Source organism: Streptomyces inhibens, assembly GCF_003389455.1.
Taxonomy (GTDB): domain Bacteria; phylum Actinomycetota; class Actinomycetes; order Streptomycetales; family Streptomycetaceae; genus Streptomyces; species Streptomyces inhibens.
Map to the genome: position 1 here is coordinate 81,851 of NZ_QUAC01000011.1, position 24,093 is coordinate 105,943.

General features: G+C 70.8%; 18 protein-coding genes. 12 read left to right on the forward strand and 6 right to left on the reverse strand.

Annotation, left to right across the window (positions count from 1 at the left end; all coding sequences use genetic code 11):
* Window positions 1-50 precede the first annotated feature (50 nt).
* The 3 genes from DY245_RS01520 to DY245_RS01530 all read left to right on the forward strand — a co-directional run bounded on the left by DY245_RS01520 (window position 51) and on the right by DY245_RS01530 (window position 4,407).
* Window positions 51-1,778 carry an AMP-binding protein gene (locus DY245_RS01520; RefSeq protein ID WP_128502556.1) on the forward strand — a complete coding sequence of 576 codons (1,728 nt, stop codon included), beginning with the start codon at window positions 51-53 and terminating at the stop codon, window positions 1,776-1,778.
* 20 nt (window positions 1,779-1,798) lie between these two features.
* The gene (locus DY245_RS01525; RefSeq protein WP_128502557.1) at window positions 1,799-3,034 is read left to right on the forward strand and encodes an MDR family MFS transporter; all 1,236 of its coding nucleotides are present in this window, start codon (window positions 1,799-1,801) and stop codon (window positions 3,032-3,034) included.
* Window positions 3,035-3,486: 452 nt separating this feature from the next.
* Window positions 3,487-4,407: a hypothetical protein gene (locus DY245_RS01530; RefSeq protein WP_128502558.1), complete on the forward strand. Its 921-nt coding sequence runs from the start codon at window positions 3,487-3,489 to the stop codon at window positions 4,405-4,407.
* Between the two features lie 201 nt (window positions 4,408-4,608).
* Here DY245_RS01530 and DY245_RS01535 read toward each other — a convergent pair whose 3' ends face one another.
* The 4 genes from DY245_RS01535 to DY245_RS01545 all read right to left on the reverse strand — a co-directional run bounded on the left by DY245_RS01535 (window position 4,609) and on the right by DY245_RS01545 (window position 7,770).
* Window positions 4,609-5,835, reverse strand: coding sequence for an HTTM domain-containing protein (locus DY245_RS01535; protein WP_128502559.1), 1,227 nt, complete (start codon window positions 5,833-5,835; stop codon window positions 4,609-4,611).
* Window positions 5,832-6,551 (reverse strand): DUF5819 family protein, encoded by a 720-nt coding sequence (locus tag DY245_RS01540; protein WP_244942757.1) that lies wholly within the window; start codon window positions 6,549-6,551, stop codon window positions 5,832-5,834. The genes DY245_RS01535 and DY245_RS01540 overlap by 4 nt, the downstream gene beginning before the upstream one ends.
* Window positions 6,552-6,767: 216 nt before the next feature.
* Complete coding sequence (locus tag DY245_RS47435) at window positions 6,768-6,899, reverse strand: hypothetical protein (protein WP_280524939.1); 132 nt, start codon at window positions 6,897-6,899, stop codon at window positions 6,768-6,770.
* Window positions 6,900-7,053: 154 nt separating this feature from the next.
* The gene (locus DY245_RS01545) at window positions 7,054-7,770 is read right to left on the reverse strand and encodes an AfsR/SARP family transcriptional regulator (RefSeq protein ID WP_244942758.1); all 717 of its coding nucleotides are present in this window, start codon (window positions 7,768-7,770) and stop codon (window positions 7,054-7,056) included.
* Between the two features lie 745 nt (window positions 7,771-8,515).
* Between DY245_RS01545 and DY245_RS01550 the strand changes: the two genes are divergently transcribed.
* The 5 genes from DY245_RS01550 to DY245_RS01570 all read left to right on the forward strand — a co-directional run bounded on the left by DY245_RS01550 (window position 8,516) and on the right by DY245_RS01570 (window position 18,797).
* Entirely contained in the window at window positions 8,516-13,312 is a 4,797-nt protein-coding gene (locus DY245_RS01550; RefSeq protein ID WP_128502563.1) for a toxin glutamine deamidase domain-containing protein, read from the forward strand.
* An 11-nt stretch (window positions 13,313-13,323) separates the two neighbouring features.
* The gene (locus tag DY245_RS01555) at window positions 13,324-16,080 is read left to right on the forward strand and encodes an SUKH-4 family immunity protein (RefSeq protein ID WP_128502564.1); all 2,757 of its coding nucleotides are present in this window, start codon (window positions 13,324-13,326) and stop codon (window positions 16,078-16,080) included.
* Between the two features lie 64 nt (window positions 16,081-16,144).
* The gene (locus tag DY245_RS01560) at window positions 16,145-17,161 is read left to right on the forward strand and encodes an SUKH-4 family immunity protein (protein ID WP_128502566.1); all 1,017 of its coding nucleotides are present in this window, start codon (window positions 16,145-16,147) and stop codon (window positions 17,159-17,161) included.
* An 87-nt stretch (window positions 17,162-17,248) separates the two neighbouring features.
* Window positions 17,249-17,974 carry a pyridoxamine 5'-phosphate oxidase family protein gene (locus DY245_RS01565; RefSeq protein ID WP_128502568.1) on the forward strand — a complete coding sequence of 242 codons (726 nt, stop codon included), beginning with the start codon at window positions 17,249-17,251 and terminating at the stop codon, window positions 17,972-17,974.
* Between the two features lie 31 nt (window positions 17,975-18,005).
* Entirely contained in the window at window positions 18,006-18,797 is a 792-nt protein-coding gene (locus DY245_RS01570) for a uracil-DNA glycosylase (protein ID WP_128502570.1), read from the forward strand.
* 28 nt (window positions 18,798-18,825) lie between these two features.
* Here DY245_RS01570 and DY245_RS01575 read toward each other — a convergent pair whose 3' ends face one another.
* Window positions 18,826-19,737, reverse strand: coding sequence for an SDR family oxidoreductase (locus tag DY245_RS01575; RefSeq protein ID WP_128502572.1), 912 nt, complete (start codon window positions 19,735-19,737; stop codon window positions 18,826-18,828).
* 1 nt (window position 19,738) lies between these two features.
* The gene (locus DY245_RS01580) at window positions 19,739-20,545 is read right to left on the reverse strand and encodes an SDR family oxidoreductase (protein WP_128502574.1); all 807 of its coding nucleotides are present in this window, start codon (window positions 20,543-20,545) and stop codon (window positions 19,739-19,741) included.
* An 82-nt stretch (window positions 20,546-20,627) separates the two neighbouring features.
* Here DY245_RS01580 and DY245_RS01585 point away from each other — a divergent pair, with 82 nt between their 5' ends.
* The 4 genes from DY245_RS01585 to DY245_RS01600 are packed head-to-tail and all read left to right on the forward strand — an operon-like array spanning window position 20,628 to window position 24,071.
* Window positions 20,628-21,395 carry an enoyl-CoA hydratase family protein gene (locus DY245_RS01585; protein WP_128502576.1) on the forward strand — a complete coding sequence of 256 codons (768 nt, stop codon included), beginning with the start codon at window positions 20,628-20,630 and terminating at the stop codon, window positions 21,393-21,395.
* 2 nt (window positions 21,396-21,397) lie between these two features.
* On the forward strand, window positions 21,398-22,246 hold the full coding sequence (locus DY245_RS01590; protein WP_128502578.1) for a CoA transferase subunit A: 849 nt from the start codon (window positions 21,398-21,400) through the stop codon (window positions 22,244-22,246).
* Window positions 22,243-22,989 carry a CoA-transferase subunit beta gene (locus DY245_RS01595; protein WP_128502582.1) on the forward strand — a complete coding sequence of 249 codons (747 nt, stop codon included), beginning with the start codon at window positions 22,243-22,245 and terminating at the stop codon, window positions 22,987-22,989. The genes DY245_RS01590 and DY245_RS01595 overlap by 4 nt, the downstream gene beginning before the upstream one ends.
* On the forward strand, window positions 22,986-24,071 hold the full coding sequence (locus DY245_RS01600) for an NAD(P)H-dependent flavin oxidoreductase (RefSeq protein ID WP_128502585.1): 1,086 nt from the start codon (window positions 22,986-22,988) through the stop codon (window positions 24,069-24,071). The genes DY245_RS01595 and DY245_RS01600 overlap by 4 nt, the downstream gene beginning before the upstream one ends.
* The last annotated feature ends 22 nt before the right edge of the window (window positions 24,072-24,093 follow it).

Here is a 24,093-nt window from a genome sequence, read left to right on the forward strand (position 1 = left end):
CGGCCCGCCCCGGATCGCCGATCTCGAACACCACGAGGGGTCTTTGCCACGTGAGCCAGCAGCCGCCCGCCCCGGCCGATTCCGGCGGGGAATTCCTCCATGATTTCCTGCTCGACAGCGCACGGCACACCCCTGACGCGCCCGCCGTCATCGAGTCCGCACAGGCCGGCCGGACCACCGTGACCACCTACGCGGAACTCAGCGCCCTGGTGGACACCTACGCGTCCGACCTCGACGCGCTCGGCATCGAGACCGGCGCCCGGGTGATCCTGGAGTCCGACACCACTGCCCCCTCCCTCGCGATGCTGCTCGCCTGCTCCCGAGCGGGCCTCGCCTTCGTCCCGGTGAGCCCTGAAGTGCCGCAGCAGCGGCTGGTGTCCATCCTCACCACGGCCCGCCCGGCCCTCCACCTTCAGGCCGCGGACGGCACACGCGAGGACATACCCCGCCCGGTCGGCACCGCCCGCTTCGGACCGGCCGGGCTGACCGTCACACGCGCCCCCGCACACCGCCGGCCCCGGCGCCGGGTGCCGTGTGTCACCGACCCCGCGTACATCATCTTCACCTCCGGCACCACCGGCCGGCCCAAGGGCGTGGTGATGAGCCATCGGGCGGTGGTGGCGTTCTACCGGGGCATGCTGGCGCACCGCATCGCCACGCCCGAGGACCGCATCGCCAGCACCTCGCCCCTGCAGTTCGACTTCTCGCTGCTCAACATCGGTCTGGCGCTGGGCAGCGGGGCCGCCGTGGTGCCGGTCCCGCAGGGCCTGGTGCGCTGGCCCCGGCATCTGCTGCGGGTGCTGCGGGAGACCGGAGCCACCCAGGTCAACGGCGTACCGTCGATCTGGCGGCAGACGCTGCGCTACGAGCCCGAGCGGCTGGCGGCCCTCGACCGGCTGCGCGGCGTCCTCTTCTGCGGCGAGGAGTTCCCGCTGCCCGAACTGCGCCGGCTCCGGCAACTGCTGCCGCACGCCCGCATCATCAACTGCTACGGCGCCACCGAGTCGATGGCCTGCTCCTTCGAGGACGTACCCCACCCGCTCCCCGAGACCGTGGAGCGGCTCTCCATCGGGGTCGCCCACCCGGGCGCGGAAATGCTCCTCATCGACGAGGCCGGCGAGGTCGTCGACCGGCCCGGTGTGCCCGGCGAGATCCATCTGCGCAGCCCCGCGCTCTTCTCCGGGTACTGGGACGACCCGGAGGCCACCCGGGCGGCACTGGTCCCCGACCCGCTGTGCCCGCAGTCCGGTCAGTACGTCCTGCGCACCGGAGACCTCGCCGTACAGGGGGAGAAGGGTGAGTTCTACTTCTGCGGCCGGACCGATTCCCAGGTGCAGATCAACGGCAACCGCGTCGAACTGGGCGAGGTGGAGCGGCGGTTGACGGAGTTCCCCGGCGCCACCGCCGCGACCGCGATGGCCCTGCCCCGGCCCGGCGGAGCCGGCCTGCAACTGACCGCCTTCGTCGTCCTCGCGGCGCAACACGCCACCGCGGACGCCGCCGACCTCCGCGACTTCTGCGCGCGGACGCTGCCCCCGTACATGGTTCCGCAGGACATCCGGTGGCGGGACAGCCTGCCCACGACCTCGAACGGCAAGGTCGACCGGGCGGCGCTGGCGGAGGGGGCGCAGACGGACCTGGCAGAGGCGGACGGGGCGCGGACGGACCCGGCAGGGGCTGCGCAGCCGGACCCCGCACCGGACCCGCACCGGCCCCCGACGCCGCAGCCGCAGCCGCAGCCGCAGCCGCCGTCCATGCTCCGCGGCTGCGGGCACTGACCGACCCGTAGGAGAGAGCCTTGAGCAGAATCGACGCGCCCGGTCCGAAGGCCGGCCCGCAACGCCACGGCCGGCTGCGCGCTTATGTACGGGTGCGGGCGGGCGGACTACCCGGCGCGTTCTGGGTGCTGTGGGGCGGTTCCCTGGTCAATCGCCTGGGCTCGATGGTCAATCCGTTCCTGAGCCTGTATCTGACCGGAGTCAGAGGTGTCTCGATCGGCGACACCGGGCTCGTTCTCGCCGTCGTCGGTATCGGCTCGGTGATCTCCCAGCCGCTCGGCGGATTCCTCGCCGACCGTTTCGGCCGCCGAACGGCGCTGACCTGCGGGATGCTGGCGAACGGCGCGACCCTGCTCACGCTCGGCCACGCCCGGAGCCTCACCGTGCTCGTCCTGGCCTGCTTCGTGCTCGGCATCACCATCGACCTCTTCCGCCCCGCCGCCCAGGCGCTGGTCGCCGACGCGGTCCCGGCCGCCGACCGGACCCGCGCCTACGGCCTGCTGCTCTGGGCCGTCAACCTCGGGTTCTCGGTCGCCATGGTGCTGGGCGGCTACCTCGCGTCACACGGTTATCAACTGCTGTTCTGGCTGGACGCGGGGGCCTGCACATTCTTCGGGGTCCTGGTATGGCTGGCCATCCCCGAAACCCGCCCGGCCGCCCGCGAACGTACGGCCGGCAGCTACCGCACCGTCGTGCGCGACCGCACCATGCTGGCGTTCGCCGGCATCATCGTCCTCTACGCGATCGTCTTCCAGCAGGCGTTCGCCACCCTCCCCCTGGCCATGAAGGACACCACCCTGTCCAGCAGCGCCTACGGAATCGTCATGGGCGTCAACGGCATCGTCGTCATCGCGATGCAGCCGCTGATCGGCCACCGGCTGGCCGATTTCGACAAGAGCCGGGTGCTCGCCACCGGGTTCGCCATCGCGGCCTGCGGCAACGCCGTGGCGGCCGCCGCGTCGGCGGCCGCCGTGTACGGCCTCGCCGTCGCGGTGTCGACGCTCGGCGAGATCCTCGTCTTCGCCGTCACCGCTGCCGTCGTCGCCGACCTCGCTCCCGCCCATCTCCGTGGCCGCTACAACGGCCTGATCGGCATGGCCTGGGGCACCGGCTTCCTCATCGCACCGATCGCCGGCACCCGCCTCCTTGTCATCGGCTCCACGACCCTCTGGCTGTCCTGCGCCGCCTTGTCCCTCGTCGCGGCCCTGTGCCAGCTGTCCCTGGCTCCGGCCCTCCGGCGTCGCGCGGCGGGGTGAGCGGGGGCGGGGACAGCTTCTTGCTCCGGCTTCCTCCTGCTGATTGCCGCACCGAATCGACCTGGTCGAGCGCGATCGGTTCGAGGGATGGATCAGCTCGCCGGAGACGGACCGGCTGCACGAGATGTCGGCTCCCCGGGCCGCCCGGTACCGGGCGGCGTCACGCGAGGGTCACGCCGGATCAACGCCGCCGTCATGGCCGACCTCCCACGCTGATGGAGGTAGCCACGGCTATCCACTCAAGAGGAGGCATCATGACGAGGAATATCCGGAAGCGCATACCCCACGTGGTCGGTGCGTCTTTCCTGGCCGTGACGCTCACCGGAACGGTGGGCGCGATAGGCGCGATGAGCGCTGAGACACCATCTCAGACAACAAAGGCTGCAAAGGCGACAAAGGCTTCGACAGAAACGTCGAACAGGGCACCGCAGGTGATCTGCAAGTTCCGCGTCGTGAACGGCAAGCTCGTCGCGTTCCCGGTGGGATGCAGGCTTCGGGGTCGCGGTGGAACCACGGGCGCCACCACCACCGGCGCCACCATCGGCGGAGGCGGAGGCGGCACCACAGGTGCCACCACCACCGGCGCCACCACTACGACAACCGGCGCCAGCAGCACCACCGGCGCCACCACCACCGGCGCCACCACTACAACGACCGGCGCCAGCAGCACCACCGGCGCCACCACCACGGGCGCCACGATCGGTGGAGGCGGAGGCGGCACGACAGGTGCGACCACGACCGGCGCCACGATCGGCGGAGGCGGAGGCGGCACCACCGGTGCCACCACCACCGGCGCGACCATCGGCGGAGGCGGAGGCGGCACCACCGGTGCCACCACGACTGGCGCCACGATCGGTGGAGGCGGAGGCGGCACCACGGGCGCCACCACGACCGGCGCCACGAGCGGCGGAGGCGGAGGCGGCGCCACCGGTGCCACCACGACTGGCGCCACGATCGGCGGAGGCGGAGGCGGCACCACCGGTGCCACCACGACTGGCGCCACGATCGGTGGAGGCGGAGGCGGCACAACAGGTGCCACCAGCACCGGCGCGACCATCGGCGGAGGCGGAGGCGGCACCACCGGTGCCACCACGACTGGCGCCACGATCGGTGGAGGCGGAGGCGGCACAACAGGTGCCACCAGCACCGGCGCGACCATCGGCGGAGGCGGAGGCGGCACCACCGGTGCCACCACGACTGGCGCCACGATCGGTGGAGGCGGAGGCGGCACAACAGGTGCAACCAGCACCGGCGCCACCATCGGCGGAGGCGGAGGCGGCACCACGGGCGCCACCACCACCGGCGCCACCATCGGCGGAGGCGGAGGCGGCGGCACCACCGGTGCCACCAGCACCGGCGCCACCATCGGCTGAGGCGAGGCAAGCCACGCGCTTTGCAGCGCTCTCGGCCCATGCCCCGAACGCATGGTCCCTCCGGCGGTTCGTTCCCAGCACGGGCCCGATTCCGCCGGAGGGACATTCGACGTTTCCTACAGATCGTTTCCTACAGATGACGATCCGGGCCTGCTGTCGCGGCACCCCTTCGGCGACGACACGGCCCTGAGCGTCAGGTGGTCACACTCCGGCCTTCGCTTCGGCAGCCTGTGGGTCCTTGCTGCGGCGTAGTCGCCCGGTGACGCGGCTCCGCGCGGCCGACGCCCTCGACCCGATCCAGCGCAGGAAGTTCGTCGGCAGGAAGACCATATCCGCGACGATCATCGCCAGCGAGAAGAACGGCAGGCCGCAGATCACTGCGATCGTTGCGTGTTCGGTCATCAGGACCGCGAGCAGCACGTTCTTCACTCGGCGGTTGAGGAGGGTGAAGGGGAAGGCGACCTGCGCGATCACGGTGCCGTAGGTGATCATCGTGACCACCAGTGAGCGGCTGTCGAGCACCTGGGACAGCGAGGTCCACGGGCTGAAGTAGTCCAGATGAAGCGGGTAGTGCAGGGCGGTTCCGTCCTGCCAGCGCGGGCCCTGAACCTTGTACCAGCCGGCCGTGGCGTAGAGCAGGCACACCTGGGCGGCGATCACCAGCATCGCCGCGTTGTGGACGAGGTTGGCGATGACGTTCAACAGCGACCGCAACTCGGAGTAACGACTCCGCCACGCCAAGAACCACAGCGCCTGGATCAACCACAGCCCCCAGAGGATCAGTACCCAACCCCACGGGATCTTCGCGAATCCGGTCACTTGTGCAATCGCGAGACCCGCGCCGGAGCACGCCCACAGGGCCACGCTCACCCGATCGCCGCCATCGCCACTCAGCGCCGCCGCGCGCTCCCGCCGCCGCGCGTCCAGCGACCACACCTGCCCGCACCGCGTCAGCACCAGGTAGCTAGAGATCAGGTGTACGAGAGTGTCGCCGCCGTCCCCCAGGAGGACGTTGCGATTCAGGAGCGACAACACCCCGATCATGAACAGCAACGACATCGTGCGGGTGTGCCACCCCAGGAGCAGCAGCAGGCTCGCGGCGATCACCCCGTGGTAGACCAGCTCGAACCACAGCCTGTCGTTCGACCACAGCAGCACCGTGAACGCGTGGTTCGAGGCGGTAAGGCGATGGGCGAGGTCGAATCCCCACGGGCTGGTGGTGCCGTACAGCTCCAGCCGGTGCGGCCACTCGCGGATGAGGTAGAGCGCGAAGGTCAGCGCAAAGCCGATCCGGACGACTGCGGCCTGGTAAGGCGCGAGCGCCGCACCTGTGATCTTGTTCAGACCCCTGGCGATCCCCGCATCGAGCTTCGTGGTCAAGCCCTTGAAGGGTGAGGGCGCCCGGGCGATGTCCTTCTCGACGCTCACTGGAACTCCTCCTTGGAGACCGGCCACCACGGAAGCACCTGGTAGCCCGTCTGGGTGTTCTCGCGCTGGTCACTCCACTTCGGCGGGGGAATCGGGGTGTTCCTCGCGTAGATCTGCACCTTGACCACCTGGCCGCCGTCGCGCCGCGGTCCGAGCCGATGTGCCGCGATCCGCCGCACGTAGGCCTCGGAGAGCTCGCCGCGCAGGCCGACCGCTCTCCCCTTGGCATCGTGCGTCCTGTTGTAGAAGTCCCAGGCCTGGCGCAGCATGTTCTGGTGCGCATGGCTGGGCGCGGGATTGTCCCTGATCGCGCGGATGTCCTGGGCGGTCAGGCCCACCCAGCCCGTCAGGCGCCTGGAGCCGTCGGGGAGCTCGACCTCGGCGCGCGCATTCACAGCGATGTTCAGCTGGAGCGGGTTCGGGGCGAACAGCTGCCAGTTCTGATCGAACTCCGGATAGACGTAGCCGTCGACCAGCCCGCCAAACTGCTTGCTGATGGCGTTCGGCGGGGCGACGTACAGGAAAACCAGGACCAGGTGGAGCGTGACACCGATCGCCATCACCGCGATGGTCCCCGCGATCACGATCCGCGACAGCAGCGACCAGGACCCGTTCGGCGCGGGCGGCAGCGCGCGGACGGCTCCGGACTCTCTGGGCGCCTCGCCTTCGTCGGCCCTGTCCAGGCCGATCTCGTCCGAGGCCTCGCGTGGCTCCACAATGCTCCCTCGATCACGGGTCTCGGACATTCAGCGGATTCGCTGGCGGATCACCTGGTCATTGAGCGGATCACCGCTGCCAAATCAGAATAAATACACTCATTGCCGTACAGACACTCTATTGAGCCGAATGGTTGACCGAGCGGTCCGTGGCGATGAGGCTGCGGACGACGAAAGCGCCGAAGCCGCCGGAGCGCCCGGCCCCGGGGTCGCGCTTCACGTCACGGCAACGAGTTCGCCGTCCAGCGCGAGGAGTTGCAGCCAGACCCGTGGGCGAACGGCGAGCGCGGTCGCGGTCGACCAGGCGGCGTTGTGGTGGCGTGCCCCGGCGCGCCAAGCGGTGGGCACGCCAACAGCAGCCTTCATCAACCACTTTGACTTCGGTGTGCCGAGCCTCACCGATTCAATACTGGATGACTCGATGAACTGGATGAACTGGACGACTGGATGCTCACAACACCGAAAGGGATCTGGCCGTACCCTCCCCGCCAGCGGGAATTTGTCACCGGCTGGAGTGCGGCCACTGCAGTCCGTCCACCAGTTGGCGCAGCCGCGGGGTGGGGCGAAGTCCGAGCTCGTCGCGGAGACGGTGCGCGTAGCGTTCGAAGCCGTCCAGCGCCTCGGACGGGTTTCCTTCCGCCAGGTAGGCGCGGATCAGCAAGGCCTGGCTGCTCTCCCGCAGCGGATTCGCCTGTACGGCCGCGTGGGCGGCCGCCACCGCCCCGGCGAACTGCTTCGCGTCGATGAAAGCTCCCGCCAGTGATTCCAGGGCGTGGAGTCGAAGCTGCTGCCACTGCTCCGCCTCCGGCAATGCCCACTCGTCGTACCAGCCGGGCAGCAGGTCGTCGGAGAGCTGGTCGACGGTCGCCGCGTTGAGCCTGAGGTCCTCGGCCGGGACATGGGGGTCGAGTATGCGCTGGGCCAGCGACCGGGCGCGGTACAGGTCGACGGTGACCTCCCGCGCGAGGCGCACCTCGGTAGGGCAGACCTCCAGGGCCTTCCTGCCGATGCCGCGCAGGCGCGACAGTGCCGACCGCAGGTTCGCGTACGCACACTGCTCGGATGCTTCGGGCCAAAGGCTCCCGGCGACCAGGGACCGAGGGGCAGCGGCACGGCCGTTGAGCGCGATAAACGCAAGAAGTCGCTTCGAGCCGACCGGGACCGTCACCGGGACATCGCCGACCACGAGGTCGAAACCGCCGAGAAGGGCGATGTGCACTGACGGCCAGCTACTCGCCGGTAGCCAAGAGAAAATGAAGTCATTTGAGCTCATGGCTGTCGACCGCGGAGGGGTCGCCCCCGGCGCCCGCCGACCGGCCGCGCCGCCCAATACCTGAGGCTCGCGATCATCTGTGCACCTCCCACAAGCACATGTTGCTCTGCCCGCGGAGAGTTGTCGAATTGTGCTAAATTTGTCGAAAATATTACCTCTAATTGCGCGTAGCCGACGCATGCCCGGACTCTCCGCCTGCGTCGCCGGCCCACGGCATTCCGGGCCCGAAAACCGGGGTACGCCAAGTCGGGCACTGCCGCTTGCCAGCGGCTTCCGGCGAGCCCTCCGATCAAGCTGCCGTGGATCTTGGCGCTGCGCTCCCGCCGTCACCGCCGTCACCGCACCGGGGCTGCGTAGCGGTGGAGAGTGACGCAGTGGCGAGAGTGGCGCGGTGGCGAGGGCCGCGCAGCAGGTGAGAGCGGCGCGGCCGTGACAGCAGGGCGGCCGGCAGGGCCGGACCGGACCAACCCCGACGCAACATGACGGCAGTTGGGTAGGGATTGGGGGGATTGGCCCGTTCCCCTTCCCTATCGGTGACGACACTGTGACAGAGAACGCCCTGAGGCAACTCCGTTGCGCTGACTAGACTTTGACCTACTCAGTACAGAACGTGACGACCTGTTGAACCAGCCCCTGATGCCACATCAGGCTCTCGACCGATCGCTTCGCTGTCCTACGGGGGATTGCCGCCATGTCGCTCATGCTGCCGGACTGGCTCGAGTGGGTCCTTGAGATGCTCGGCTATGACTGGCCGACGGGCGACGAGGACAAAATGAACGAGTCCGCCGACGCCTGGCGGGAGTTCGCCAACGCCGTAGAGCAGTTGCAGTCCGAAGGCGTCTCCGCCGCCGGGAACGTCCTGTCGGCCAACTCCGGCGAGAGCATCGAGAGCTTCAGCAAGACCTGGGAGAAGTACTCCGGCAACGGCTCCGGCTACCTCGACGACGCCCGTAGCGCCGCCGAGCTCATCGCCTTCGCCCTGGACGCCGGCTCCGTGGTCATCGTCGGGATGAAAGTCGCGGTGATCGCCCAATTGGCCATCCTCGCCGCGGAGATCATCGCGGCCCAGGCAGCCGCGCCCTTCACCTTTGGCCTGTCCGAGATCGGCGCCGCCGCCGCCACCCAAGCCACCCGCCTGATCGTCCGGCGCATCCTCAAGGAAGCGCGTGAGGCGCTGGTCGAGGCGATCGTCGAGACGGTCAAGGAGCCCGCCGTCTCCGCGCTGGAGGCCATGATCTCCGACGCCATCGCCCAGGGCGTGAACATGAACTTCGGGGCCCAGCAGGGCTTCGACGTCGGCCGCAGCGTCAAAACCGGCGCCGAGGCGGGCCTTGACGCGGCCAAGAACTCCGGCCAGACCTTCGCCGAATCGCTCCGCGACGGCGCGGGTGGCAGGGCGGGCCACCACGCCCGCAGCGGCCTGGATCACGCCGCGGGACGGGGCGGGGGCGAACACGGCGGCGGGGACGGGGGCGGCGGAGAGAGCAGCGGCTCGAATGAATCGAGCGGGTCCGGGAGTGGATCCGACAGCGGGTCCGGGAGTGGATCCGACAGCGGGTCGGGGAGCGGCAGTGGCTCCGGGAGCGGTTCTGGGAGTGGCTCCGGTAGCGGCTCCGACGGTGGTGGCTCGGGCAGTGGGTCGGGATCCGGGTCCGGGTCAGGGGCCGGCTCCGGCTCCGGGTCCGGGTCCGGGTCCGGGTCCGGTGAGTCCAGCGGCGGTGCGGGCGGTACGGGCACGGGCGCCGGCAGCGGTGCCGGTGGCGGTAGCGGCTCGTCCGGCGGAAGTGGATCCGGCGGCGGTAGCGGGTCTGGATCCGGATCCGGTGGCGGCTCCAACTCCGGCCACTCGCCCGGCGATTCAGGTTCTACGCACACAGGCTCAGGCGGCAGCAACCCGTCCACCACCCCCGACAGCTCCGGCCCGGGCCAGGACGGCAACCGCAACACCCCCCAGTCGCAGCCGCTCCCGCCCCCGGACCAGCGCTCTCCCTTCGACGCCGGCTACCAGGGCGGCAACGACAACCCGTACGGGGCCTCCCACACCCCCGACTCCGGACACACACCGGACTCGGGAACCTCCCCCGACTCAGGAACCTCCCCGGGCTCGGGAACCTCCCCGGACTCAGGAACTTCCCCAGGCTCGGGTTCCACTCCCGACTCCGGGGGCACCACCCCGGACACCTCCCGCCCGGACGCGGACTCGGCGAGCACCCAGCCCACCCCTGACAACACCCCGGACTCCGCCCGCCCCGACGCGGCACGCCCCGACTCCGACCCGGTCAGCACTCAGCCGACCCCCGACAACACCCCGGACTCCGCCCGCCCCGACGCGGCACGCCCCGACTCCGACCCCGTCAGCACCCACCCCACCCCCGACAACACCCCGGACTCCGCCCGCCCGGACCCCGACCCGGTCAGCACCCGGCCGACGCCCGACACGACCCCGGACTCGGCCCGGCCGCACTCCGACCCGGACTCGATCGGTACGCAGCCCACGCCTGGCCCCTCCCCGCATCCGGACGCGGCTCCGACACCTGACGCGGGCCCGGCCCCGGACCATTCCGCCGCCCCGAGCCCCGACCAGTCGTCCGCGAACCAGCCCAACTCGCCTTTCTCCGACGGCCCTTCGCGTTCGGACGCGCCCCAGGCTTCGCAGCCGTCGTCCTCTCCCGACCCGGTGGCCGGCAACCCTCCGGGCGACGGCAGCCATACCTCCAACAGCGGCAGCGACGGCAACAGCAGCAGCAATGGCAGTAACGGCAGCAACAACGGGGACAACTCCCAGTCCGGGGCGGGCGGCCGCCCCGCCACCCCGCACGTGAGCATGCCCTCCCAGGGCGCTCCGTCGCAGCACTCCCCCGCCTCCGGCCCGTCGATGCCGCACCGCGATCCGACGCACGGCGACGACGACACCACCGTCAGCACCCAGTCCGCCGACACCCTCACCGCGCCGCCGCCCACCCAGCACACCGCGGACCCCGGCACCAACACGCCCACCACCCCGCAGCAGTCGCCCCAGAACACCCCGCAGGGCGCGGGCCCGATCATGGGCGCACCCACCGTGCCCGCCCAGGGCGGCGGCGCCCACACACCCACCACCGCCCCACCACGCGGCGGCACACCCCAGGGCACCGGCCCCGGCTCGCCCAACCGGCGTCCCGACGGCTCCCGGCCCATCCAGGACGCCTCCCCGCAGCGCACCCAGGACCGCCCTGCCTACAACCCGCGCCCCACCACCCCTCAGAACGGGCGCCCCGACCCCCGTCTGCCGCAACCCGACACCAACCGCCCGGACCCGCGCCAGCAGCCGTCGCAGAACAACCAGCCGCCTCAGCAACGCCCCCCGTCCGAGCCGCGCACCGACACCCCGCAGCGCCAGGACACCCCCTCGAACTCCGAGCCCAACAACCGCCCGGACAACAACCGCCGGGACAACGAGGGCACAGACGGCGAGCGCCCGAACAACAACCGCCCGGACAGCGAGCGCCCCGACAGCGACCGTCCCACCCAGGCGGACACCCGCCCCGACGACCGCCCGACCGACCACGCGGACAACCCCACCCCCGACACCAACCCCGACTCGGACGCCAAGCCCGAGCCCGGCTCCAACACCGACAACACCGACGCCAAACCCGACTCCGACTCGGACGCCAAACCCGACTCCGACACCGACACCGACACCGACACCAAGCCCGATTCCGACTCGGACACCGACGCCAATTCCGACGCCGACCCGACCCCCGCCTCCGAGACCCGCAACCGCGACCATCCGGGCGGCCTCGACGGGCCCACCGACGAGCACCAACAGCACGTCGAGGACTCGGTCCCCAAGGACGAGAACGGCGATCCCCAGCGGCATCCCGATCCGGACGACGGCAACTGGGTCGGCACCATCAACGAGCCGGGCTCCGACGCACCGGGCCGCAACAACAACTGCGTCGACGCCGCCCTCGCCACCGCCGACACCTACTCCGGCAACCCCACCGCCGCCGCCCACCGCACCCCCGACACCAACCCCGACGGCACCCCCTCCGACCGCGGCGAGAACAACGGCCGCGACCGCATCGAAAACACCCTCGGCGCACGCTTCAACGACTACGGCAACGGCCGCGACGCCTTCAACCGCCTCGAAAACGACCTCCGCAACTCCGGCCACGGCTCACAAGCCGTCATCGTCACCCAGGACCGCAACGGCCGCGCCCACGCCTGGAACGTCGTCAACCACAACGGCAAAATCACCTACGTCGACGCCCAAACCGGCAAACGCAGCGACAAGCCCCTGCACGACGGCTCCAACGGCGTCCACGCCATCCCCCTCGACCCCAACCGCCGCCCGGTCAACGGCGACAGCTCCACACAGAAGCCGGGCAACGAGAGCGACCGGCGGCCGGCCGCCGAGCCGGCGGGGTCCGGCGACGGGAAGAAGCGTGAGCGATCCCCCGAGGACATGGAAATCGACGAGGGGGACGACAAGAAACGGCCGCGGCGGGACAACAAGTCGGATCCCGCCGACCACTCGGACGTCGAGATGCCCGACGCCCCGCACAACCAGGACGATCCGGATGGAGAGCGCCGGCCGCCCGCCGACCCCGCAGGCACTGAGAACGACAAACAGCCGGGCGAGAAGGACAACACACAGGACAAGACAAAGGACAACGCACAGGACACCAAGGACAACGACAAGGACCAGAAGGAGAGCGACGAGGGTAAGGACGAGAAGCAGGACGACGACAACGACGAAAAGGGCGAGGGCAAGGACGACGAAAAGGGCGAAGACAGCGACGAGGGCAGCGACAAGGACGATGAATACGACGGCCTGATCCGCGATGAACCGGACGATGCGAAGTTCACCGCGGCCGAGGCGCAGAAGCTGGTCGACTCCCAGCCGCAGGACTGGGACGACAGCGACCTGGGCCGCATGGTCGAGCGGGCGAGGCTGGACCATGGCTACTTCCAGCAGTACGCGGTGCCTGGTTCCGCCGCGGACCAGCACACCGGAAAGAACAATTTCGGTATGTCGCCGTCCGCGAACTACGCGGCATTCCGGTACGTCGTAGAGCCGGACTCGAAGGAATATGTGATGCTGGCGCGCAGCTTCGGCACCAGCGGAAATGTCACCAAGTCCGACGACCAGCCATGGACGGGCAAGTCGAAGCACTCCGAGCGGGCCGCGGTCGAGTATCTGCAGCACATGCAGTCCACGCTCCCCGACGGCCAGCGGATTCGTCTCGTCGAGGTCTACACGGAACGTGCCCCTTGTGCGCAGAAGGGCTGCGCGGCCCTGATGTACCGCGTCTTCGGCAAAGTGCCGACGACGCACACGCTGCCGCATCCGGACGACGGCAGCGGTTCCGCGGAAATGCGGAAACATATCAACGATCTCAAGAAGCGGCGCGGTGAGATCTTGGGTGATGACTCCCGCCACCACGCCGCGGGCAGGGGTCCCGCGACGGCCCCTGACAGTCCCGAGTCGTCGGATGGCGAGTAAGGTTGCGCACCATGGAATTTCGCCTGGTAGGCCGCTCAAGCGCCGCACATTCGCTGGTCTCATGGCTCGCTTCCGAGGCGCCCGACGACCATGTGCGTATCGTCACGGGGGACCCTGGCTGCGGCAAGAGCTGGCTCTTGGCGTGGCTGGCGATGGCGGCCGACACGGACGCGCGGGCGTTCATCGACCAGTCCGTCGCGCCGTCCCCGCCGCCCAACGCCTTCGATCTCGTACTGGAGTCACGGGGACGTACGCAGCGGGAGATCCAGGCGGAGATCGAACAGTCGCTGCTGCCCGGGAGCGCACCTGACGGCCCCATTCCGGCCGGGACTTGGCTCCCCACCCCTTCCCTGTACAGGGAGGCCAAGCGCCGCGGCACTCCCTTCACCCTCGCGCTGCTGGACACGGCGCTGGCCGGGCGGACGTCGCTGAGCCATGTGCCCGACCAGGTGGCCGAGGAGGTGCTGCTCCCGCTCGTGCAGCCGGGAGGCGTGACGCGGAAGCGGCTGGACAACGGGGCCGAGCCGATCCGTGTCCTGCTCGATCTGCCGCGGGCCCAGGCCGAGCGCCTGATGCGACGCGCAAAGTTGCCCGCGCATGCGCTGATCGATCTGGACAGTGCGGCATTCGCCCCTGAGCGCGGCGCATTCCAGGAGTGGGTCACGGGGCTGCTGCGTGTGACGGGCTCCGTCTACGGCGAGGACGTCTCCGCTGCGGAGGTCGCCGCCGAGGCCGTCACCCGTAGTTCCTGGCCCAACTTCCTGCTCGCCGAGACGCTTTCCATGGATCTGCGCGCCAGGGAGGAGCCCTGGACCCCGGAGGAGTCGGCGCCGCTGCCGACGTCATTGGACGATGCCTGGCGGTTCTTTCTGTCCTCCTTCGGGGAGGCCGCCGACGAGGTGGGGATGGCGCTCACCCCGGTGGTGCTGGCCGAGGGCGAGGCGGGCATGCCGGTATCGCTCGCTGCGCGTGCGGTGTCGGCGCTCCGCGGGCAGCCGACTTCCGAAGAGGCGCTGTCGCGGGTGGTCGGGGCGGCGGCCGCGTACGTCGCGGAGGAGTTCGTGACGACGGAACCCGACGCGGAACAGTCCGACGCGGAACAGCCGGGCGCGGAACAGCCGGGCGCAGGGCAGACGGATGTCCCCCCCGGCTCCGCGGACGGCACGGACAGCACGGACGCCGGCCGGGTCCGGCATCTGCGGCTGCGTGACACCGCCCTCGCCGCCGCGGTCCGGCGCTCGTACGGCTTTGCTCTCCCGGAGTTGCAGCGCAAGATCGCGACGGCGCTGGCGCCCCAAGCGGTGCTCACCGACGTGGAGCGCTCCTCGGCCGGTGTGCAGCTGCTCTCGCCGGAAGCCGAGTACGTCCTGGGGCCGGGGCTGGCCCATGCGGCCGCGAGTGGCGTCCTCGACGAGTGGATCGCCGATCCTGCCGTTGCCTTCCTGGCGGATCTGCCGTCCTTCGAGGAGGCCGACCGGCACGCCGGCCGAGCGTCCCGGCCGGCCCTGCGCACCCGTCGGCGGGCGCTCACCCAGGCGCGTCGCCTCTACATCGGGCCGAGAACCGGCCATGTGTCGGAGCATGCCTCGCGGCTCGGGCTCACGGCTTCGGTCTGTGACGACACCGAACTCGCGGACTGGCTGCTGCGGCGCGGCGTCCCCCGGATCTGGCGCACCCACTGGGCTCATTGGCGGCCGCTGGGGGTCTTCGAGCCGACGGAGTTCGATGCCGAATGGCCCGGCCCGGTGGAGTTGCACGGCTGGCGCAGCGTCGAGGGATCTGAGCAGTTCTGCACCCGCAGTGAGCTGAGCGGGCTCTACCAGTGGTGGGCGCTCGCGGACGGCGTTCCCGTCGGCGACGCGTCCACGGAGCCTCCGGAAGCCTTGGAGGAGCCTTCGAAGGAGGCGGCTCCGCAAACCGGGCCCCTGGAGGTCGTACGGGAGGAGTTCGACGGGTGGGTCGGGGTGCGGCCGACGGGCGAGGAATCCTTCGACACCGCGGCTCTTGTGTGCCCCGAAGGGCATGTGGGAGAGGTTCATCCGCTGTCCGGGGAGCGCGCTCTGCTGCTCGGCCGCAGCGGGATGATGCTCATCGACGTGGCTCAGGGACGGCCGGGCCGGCGGGCGTTGCCCGCTCGTCCGCGCCGGCGCATTTCGTGGCGGATCGTGGACGACGCCCTCTACGGCGGCGGTGCGCTGACCCGGGAGCAGCTGGATCCGTTGTTCTCCCTGATCGGGCGGCCCGTTCTCGCCGATCCGGAGAGCCTTGGTCCGCTGGCGGCGCTGCCCGGCACCGCGCGTCTGCTCACCGAGGTCGGTCTGCCCGCCTCCGAGATCTGGTTCGGGGGGACGGAACAGTTCGTGCCCACGCTTCCCCGGCTCGGCGCCGGTGAGGGTGCGGGTGCGGGTGCCGAGCGGGGCGGCCGGCCGGACGCCTCGGCGATCGGTTTCGTGGGGGACGAGAGCATGCGGCTGTGCATCGAGCACGGCAGCGGTCGCGTCGTGCTGGCCGACGTAGGAAAGGGCGGAGGGACCTTCGTATGCCTCGTCAACAGTTCGCTGGATGCCTTTCTGCGCTGCTGGACGGTTGCGCTGAAGGCGGTCGTCACCTCGAACGAGCGTGATCCGCACGAAGCGGACGAGTTCCGGGAGCACATCCTGCGCCGGCTCGGGCGTATCGATCCCGCGTGCACCCGCCGGCCGGTGAAGGGCTCGCTGGCCACGATGTGGCCCCAGCTTGTCAGTGACAGCACGTACATTCTCGAATAGCTCGACAGAGCGGTCGCTGTCCGGCGAGGGCTGCTGACGACAACGGGTAAAAGGGACTGGGCAGATGAGCAGCAATCAGACGTACGACGACGGGGCGCCGCTGGGCACCGGCCTCGGTTACACAGCGGTCTGCCGATTCCGCGATCGCGACGGCGCGGAACGCACTCAGCTGGCCCGCAGCGGTCCGGGACGCCCGCACCCCGAATGGCAGTTGGCCGACCATCTCGCGCAGCTGGGAATTCGTCCCGAAGATGTGCTGGAGCTGTACACCGAATTGCAGGTGTGTGCCCTTCCCGGCGGGAATTGCGCCGCTTTGATCTCTCGTTCCTGGCCGCAGGTGAAGGTCAGCCACACCGTGGACTACGGAACGGACGCCCGGTCCCGGGCAGCGGGCCAGCAAAAGCTTTACGAGCACGCCGCCGAACTCGCCCGGCGCGAGGGAAAGCCGCTCGCGGCCCGCCCCGCCCGGCTGCCGCTCCCGTCGAAGGGGGCGGATTCCGGCCCGCCCACGCATCCGGAGTCCGCGGCCCGCAGCGAACTGCTCGCCGCGTTCGGCGCGAATTCCCTCATTCAGCGAGAGGCCGAAGAGTTGCAGAATGCCGCGCTTCCCCCCTCCGCGCTCCACACCCTCACCCGGACCGGATTGCCGGCCGAGTTCCCGCCCTTCTTCCGGTTGACGCCCGGGGAACCGGCGGCGGTGGATCTGCCGGGCTGGGCCGAGCTGCGCGGCGAAACCCTCAAGCCGCACATCAAGGAGTCGTACGACTCGTACGGCTACGTCCGGATCGGGGACGACTTCGGGCGGGAAATCTGTGTCGAGCCGGCGACGGCCAAGGTGTGGGCCGTTGAACTCGGTTCGGGATGGGCCTCGTTCGTCAATTCCGACCTGGAATCCTTCGCCCGTTCGCTGGCGCTCCTGGAGCAGCGCTGGGCGGCGCGCCGGCAGCTGGGCCCGGCCGCCGCGGCGCAGGACACCGCCCGCTTCCAGAACGATCTGGCGGCCATCGACCCGCAGAGCCTGGCCGGCCCCAATCGCTGGTGGGCCATGATCGTGGAACAGATGTGGGACGGGCTGTTGTGAGCGACCCAGAGAGACCCGGGAATGTACTGAATTCGTTGACATGAGGCATCGCCGCAACGAATTCAGGCGTGATCTAGTCATACATGCATGGAATCAGTAGAATTTTCGCCATGCCTGTCCCTGCATCGCCCCCCTTCGTCCGTCCCGTCGCACGGCCGGAAGCTGCCGGAAACCGAGCGCACCCGCCATCACCGGCTGCGTGAGCAGGGCAGTCTCGACCGCGATGAGCTCGATGCCGTGCTGGCCGCCGGTTTCCTCTGTCATCTGGGGGTGACGGTGGACGGCACACTGCTCGTCGTGCCCACGGTCTACGGTGCGGACGGCAGCACGCTGTACTTCCACGGGTCGGTCGCGAGCCGCAGCCTGGTCGCCTCTCCCGGGGCGAGCGTCTGTGTCACCGTGACCCATGTCGACGGGCTGGTGCTGGCCCGCTCCGTGTTCGAGCACGGTGTCAACTACCGCAGTGCGATGGTGTTCGGCACGCCCCGCCTGGTCACCGACCCGGAGGAGAAGCTCGCCGGTCTGCGCTGCCTCACCGAACAGGCCACACCGGGCCAGTGGGACTACGCCCGGCGCCCGAGCCGCAAGGAACTCGCCGCAACGGCGCTGCTCGCCCTCTCCCTCGACGAGGCGTCCGTGAAGATCCGCACCGGCCCGCCGGACGACGCGGACAGCGCCGACGCCGCACTCGGCCTCTGGGCCGGTGTGCTCCCGCTGCGTACGTCCTGGGGCCCCCTCGAACCGGACCCCGCGCTCGCCCCGGGCATCGCACCCCCTGCACACCTCGCCGACCGTGCCTCGTCGCAGCCCTGAGGAAGCGGCCGTGGTCCTCTAGCGTGAGGGGATGGACGAGACCGGAGCCGCGGGGGTGCCGCCGGGCAGCGGCGAGGGCGCCTTTCCGGCCTATTACGCACCGCGCTGTGGTGGGCTGGCGGAGCTTGACGCGCGGGTGAGCGAGTGCCGGGCCTGTCCCCGGCTTGTGGAGTGGCGGGAGCAGGTGGCCGCGAAGCGGCGGGCGGCGTTCCGGGACTGGGAGTACTGGGCGCGGCCGGTCCCGGGGTTCGGGCCGCCGGACGCGGCGTTGGCCATCGTCGGGCTGGCGCCCGCCGCGCACGGCGGCAACCGCACCGGCCGGATGTTCACCGGGGACGCGTCGGGTGACTTTCTGTTCGCCGCGCTCCATGCGGTGGGTCTCGCCTCGCAGGCCACCGCGACGCACCGGGGCGACGGACTGGAGCTGTACGGGGTGCGGATCACGGCCCCGGTGCACTGCGCTCCGCCGGAGAACAAGCCGACACCGGCCGAGCGCCGCACGTGCCGGCCGTGGCTGGCGGCCGAGTTCGAACTGCTCGGCCCCGGACTGCGTGCGGTGGTGGCGCTGGGGGCCTTCGGCTGGCAGGCGCTGCTGCCCGTGCTCGGTGAGGCGGGGTGGCCGCTCCCCCGGCCGCGCCCCGCGTTCGGTCACGGCGTACGGCTGACCCTGCCCGCCACCGGCCGACGGCAGGAACTTCAGGTCCTGGGGAGTTACCACCCCAGCCAGCGCAATACGTTCACCGGCCGGCTCACCTTCGACATGCTCGTCGAGCTGCTCGCGCGCGCCGCCGGACTCGCGGGGCTGGGGCCCACGGGGCGCTGACGCCCTGGAGCGCGCACCGTGGCACGGGCTATCGCGCGCCGTACACCGGTTGCGGCACCTCGGCGGCGGCGAGGAGTGTGCGGGCGGCTTCGCCTGCCTCGGTCGGGGTCCAGCGGCTGCCCTTGTCGGCGGTCGGGCCGGGGCGCCAGCCCTCCATGACGGTGATCCGGCCCGCCTCGGCCTCGAAGACCCGGCCGGTGACGCCGTCGCTGGCGGTGGAGGACAGCCAGACGACCAGCGGGGAGACGTTCTCGGGGGCCATCGCGTCGAACTCGCCCTCGGCGGGCGCCGCCATCGTGTCGGCGAAGGTCCGCTCGGTCATACGGGTACGGGCCGCCGGGGCGATGGCGTTGATCTGCACGCCGTAGCGGGCCATCTCGGCGGCGGCGACGAGGGTGAGGCCAAGGATGCCGGCCTTCGCGGCGGAGTAGTTGCCCTGGCCGACGCTGCCGAGCAGCCCGGCGCCCGAACTGGTGTTGACGACCCGGGCGTCGGGCCTGCGGCCGGCCTTGGCCTCGGCCCGCCAGTGCGCGGCGGCGTGCCGGAGCGGCAGGAAGTGGCCCTTGAGATGGACGCGGATGACGGCGTCCCAGTCGTCCTCGTCGAGGTTGACCAGCATCCGGTCGCGCAGGAACCCGGCGTTGTTGACGAGGGCGTCGAGCCGGCCGAAGGCGTCCAGGGCGGTGGTGACGAGGGAGGCGGCGCCGTCGGTGGTGGTGATGTCGCCGGTGTGGGCGACGGCCCGGCCGCCGGCTGCCCGGATCTCGTCGGCGACCTGCTGGGCCGGGCCCGCGGAGGTACCGGCGCCGTCGGGTGCCACACCGAGGTCGTTGACGACGACGTGTGCGCCTTCGGCGGCGAGGGCCAGCGCATGGGCGCGGCCGAGGCCGCGGCCGGCTCCGGTGACGGCGGCGACGCGTCCGGTGCAGATACCGGTCATCTCAGTTCTCCTTGGCGGCTTCGGGCGCGGTGGGGTGGTTGACGGTGGCGGCGTCGAGGAAGGCGGGGCGTTCCCCGCCGCCGTGGACGAGCAGGCTCGCGCCGGTCAGGTAGGCGGCGCGGTCGGAGGCGAGGAAGACGCAGGCGTCGCCGATCTCGGCGGGTTCGGCGAGCCGGCCGAGCGGCACGGTGGCGCCGACGGCCGCGATGCCCGCCTCGTCGCCGTAGTGCAGGGCGGCGAGCTCGGTGCGCACCATGCCGAGGACGAGGGTGTTGACCCGGACCGCCGGGGCCCATTCGACGGCCATGGAGCGGGCGAGGTGGTCCAGGCCCGCTTTGGCCGCGCCGTAGGCGGCGGTGCCGGGCGAGGGGCGGGTGCCGCTGACGCTTCCGATCATGAGGATCGAGCCGCCCGTCCGCTGACCGCGCATCACCTCGTACGCGGCGAGGGAGGCGGTCATCGGCGCGATGAGGTTGAGGTCGACGACCCGGGCGTGCCGCTCGGGGTCCGCCTCTGCGAGCAGCCGGTACGGCGTGCCGCCGGCGTTGTTGACCAGGCAGTCCAGCCGGCCGTGTTCGGCGGCGGTCTGCGCGACGAAGTCCCGTACGGCCGGGGGGTCGCGGAGGTCGAGGGGGCGGAAGTGGGCGGTGCGGCCGGCTGTCGTGAGGGGGGTGTCCGGTGGCCGTCGCGCGCAGACCACGACCTCCGCGCCGGCTTGCAGGAAGGCCCGGGCGATGCCCGCGCCGACGCCGCGGGTACCGCCGGTGATGACGGCCACCCGCCCGGACAGATCGAGAGTCAGGCTCAACCGGCACCCCTCCCGCAGCGCGCGATCCGCTGCTAACTTCGCTACCTAACAAACGCTTGGTGGAAAGGTAGCTGATCTGCTCATGGGTGTCTCCACCTCCGAGCCGGACAACGGCATCGCGGTCGTCACCGTGGCCTTCCCTCCGGTCAACGCCCTTCCGGTGCAGGGCTGGTACGACCTCGCCGACGCCGTACGCGCGGCCGGCCGCGACCCCAACATCCGCTGTGTCGTGCTCACCGCCGAGGGCCGCGGCTTCAACGCGGGCGTCGATATCAAGGAGATGCAGCGGGACACCGCATCCGGCGGCCACGACGCGCTGATCGGCGCCAACCGCGGCTGCGCCGAGGCTTTTTCGGCGGTGTACGAGTGCGCGGTGCCCGTCGTCGCCGCGGTGCACGGCCACTGTCTGGGCGGCGGTATCGGCCTCGTCGGCAACGCGGATGCGATCGTGGCGAGCGAGGACGCCACGTTCGGCCTTCCGGAGCTGGACCGCGGCGCGCTCGGCGCGGCCACCCATCTGGCTCGCCTGGTCCCCCAGCACCTGATGCGCGCGCTCTACTACACCTCACGCACCGCCACCGCCGCCGAACTGTACACACACGGCTCGGTCTGGAAGGTCGTCCCGCGCGCCGAACTGCACGACGCGGCCCTGGAGTTGGCGCGCGAGATCGCACGGAAGGACGGCTACCTCCTGCGGCTCGCCAAGGCCGCCCTCAACGGCATCGACCCCGTCGACGTCCACCGCAGTTACCGCTTCGAGCAGGGCTTCACCTTCGAGGCGAACCTCAGCGGAGTCGCCGACCGCGTCCGCGACACCTTCGGCACCGAGCATCACCAGGGGGCCAAGTAACCGTGACCGACAAGACCATGACCCCCGAAGAGGTCGTCTCCCGGCTGCGCAGCGGTATGACCCTCGGCATCGGCGGCTGGGGCTCGCGCCGTAAGCCGATGGCGCTGGTGCGGGCGCTGCTCCGCTCCGAGATCACCGATCTCACCGTCGTCTCGTACGGCGGTCCCGATGTCGGCCTGCTCGCCGCCGCGGGCCGGATCCGCAAGCTGGTCGCCGCGTTCGCGACCCTTGACTCGATCCCCCTCGAACCGCACTTCCGCGCGGCCCGCCAGCGCGGCGCGTTCGAGCTGATGGAGGTGGACGAGGCGATGTTCATGTGGGGGCTGCACGCCGCGGCCAACCGGCTGCCGTTCCTGCCCGTACGGGCCGGCCTCGGCTCGGATGTCATGCGGGTCAACCCCACGCTGCGGACCGTCACTTCGCCGTACGCGGACGGGGAGGAGTTCGTCGCGATGCCGGCGCTGCGCCTGGACGCGGCGCTGGTCCATGTGAACCGCGCCGACCGGCTGGGCAACGGACAGTATCTGGGCCCCGACCCGTACTTCGACGACCTGTTCTGCGAGGCCGCGGACAGTGCGTATGTCTCGTGCGAGCGGCTCGTGGACACCTTCGCCACGGCCGCCCCGCAGACCCTGCTCGTCAAGCGGCACTCGGTCACCGGAGTCGTCGAGACCCCGAACGGCGCGCATTTCACCTCCTGCGTCCCCGACTACGGCCGTGACGAGCCCTTCCAGAAGCTGTATGCGACCACGCCCTGGCCGCAGTTCGCGGAGCGCTTCCTGCACGGGGACGAGAAGGCGTACCGGTCCGCGGTCCAGACGTGGCACGAAGAGCAGGGGGAGCGGAAGTGAGCACGACCACCACGGCCACCCGCGCCGAATACTGTGTGATCGCCTGCGCCGAGGCCTGGCGCGACAACGGTGAGGTGCTCGCGAGCCCGATGGGCGTGATCCCGTCCATCGGCGCCCGGCTCGCCAAGCGCACCTTCTCGCCCGATCTCCTCCTCACCGACGGCGAGGCGATGATCGTGGGCCTGGACGGTGCGGCCGAGGGCTGGCTGCCGTACCGCCGGCATCTGGCCATGGTCACCGGCGGAAAGCGGCACGTCATGATGGGCGCAAGTCAGCTCGACCGCTTCGGCAACCAGAACATCTCCTGCATCGGCGACTGGCAACAGCCCGCCCGCCAGCTGCTCGGCGTACGGGGCGCACCGGTCAACACCCTCAACAATCCGGTGAGTTACTGGGTTCCGAAGCATTCGACGCGGGTCTTTGTGGCGAAGGTCGACATGATCAGCGGGGTGGGTTACGACAGCGCGGCCGCGGCCGGGCCGTCCGCGACCCGCTACCACCGCATCCCGCGCGTCGTCTCCCACCTCGGTGTCTTCGACTTCGCGACGTCGGACCGTGCCATGCGGCTGGCCTCCGTGCATCCCGGCGTGACGGTCGAGCAGGTCCAGGAGGCCACCGGGTTCCCCCTCGTACTGCCCGCCGAGGTGCCGTACACCCGGGAGCCCACCGCCGAGGAGCTGCGGCTGATCCGCACGGTCATCGACCCGGACGCGCTGCGCGACCGCGAGGTGCCGGCGGCATGACGGACACCAGGATCGAGACCCCGCTGACCAAGCTGGTCGGGGTACGGCATCCCCTCGTGCAGACCGGCATGGGCTGGGTGGCGGGGCCCCGGCTGGTCTCGGCCGCCGCCGAAGCAGGCGCCCTCGGGATCCTCGCCTCGGCCACCATGACCGTCGAGCAGCTCCGCGCGGCCGTCCGGGAGGTCAAGTCCCGTACGGACGCGCCCTTCGGGGTCAATCTGCGGGCGGACGCCGGGGATGCGGGCGAGCGGGTGGGCGTCATCGTGGCGGAGGGCGTCCGGGTCGCCTCGTTCGCGCTGGCCCCCTCCCGCGAGCTGATCGCCCGGCTCAAGGACGCGGGCGTCCTCGTCATCCCGTCCATCGGCGCCCGCCGTCACGCCGAGAAGGTCGCGGCCTGGGGTGCGGACGCGGTCGTCGTACAGGGCGGTGAGGGCGGCGGACACACCGGGAGCGTCGCCACGACCGTGCTGCTCCCCCAGGTCGTGGACGCGGTCGACATCCCGGTGATCGCCGCTGGCGGCTTCTTCGACGGCCGGGGCCTGGTCGCCGCGCTCGCCTACGGCGCGGCCGGCATCGCCATGGGCACCCGCTTTCTGCTGACGTCGGACAGCACCGTGCCGCAGGCCGTACAGGCCCGCTATCTGGCGGCGGCCGTCAAGGACATCACCGTCACCACGAAGGTGGACGGGCTGCCGCACCGGATGCTGCGCAGCGAGCTGGTCGAGACGCTGGAGCGGTCCGGGCGCATCACCGCGCTGCTCAAAGCGGTGCGCCATGCCGCGTCGTTCAGGAAGCTGTCCGGTCTGAGCTGGCCGCAGATGGTCCGGGACGGCCTGGCGATGAAGCACGGCAAGGACCTCTCCTGGAGCCAGGTCCTGCTCGCCGCCAACACCCCGATGCTGCTGAAGGCATCGATGGTCGACGGCCGCACCGACCTCGGTGTGATGGCCTCCGGCCAGGTCGCCGGTCTGATCGAGGATCTGCCGTCCTGCGCGGAACTCGTCGACCGGATCATGACCGAGGCGTACGGGACGCTGACCGCGCTGCCGCTGCCGGCGCAGCGAGCCCACCCGGCTGCCTGACGACCAGTCAGAGACGTTCGGA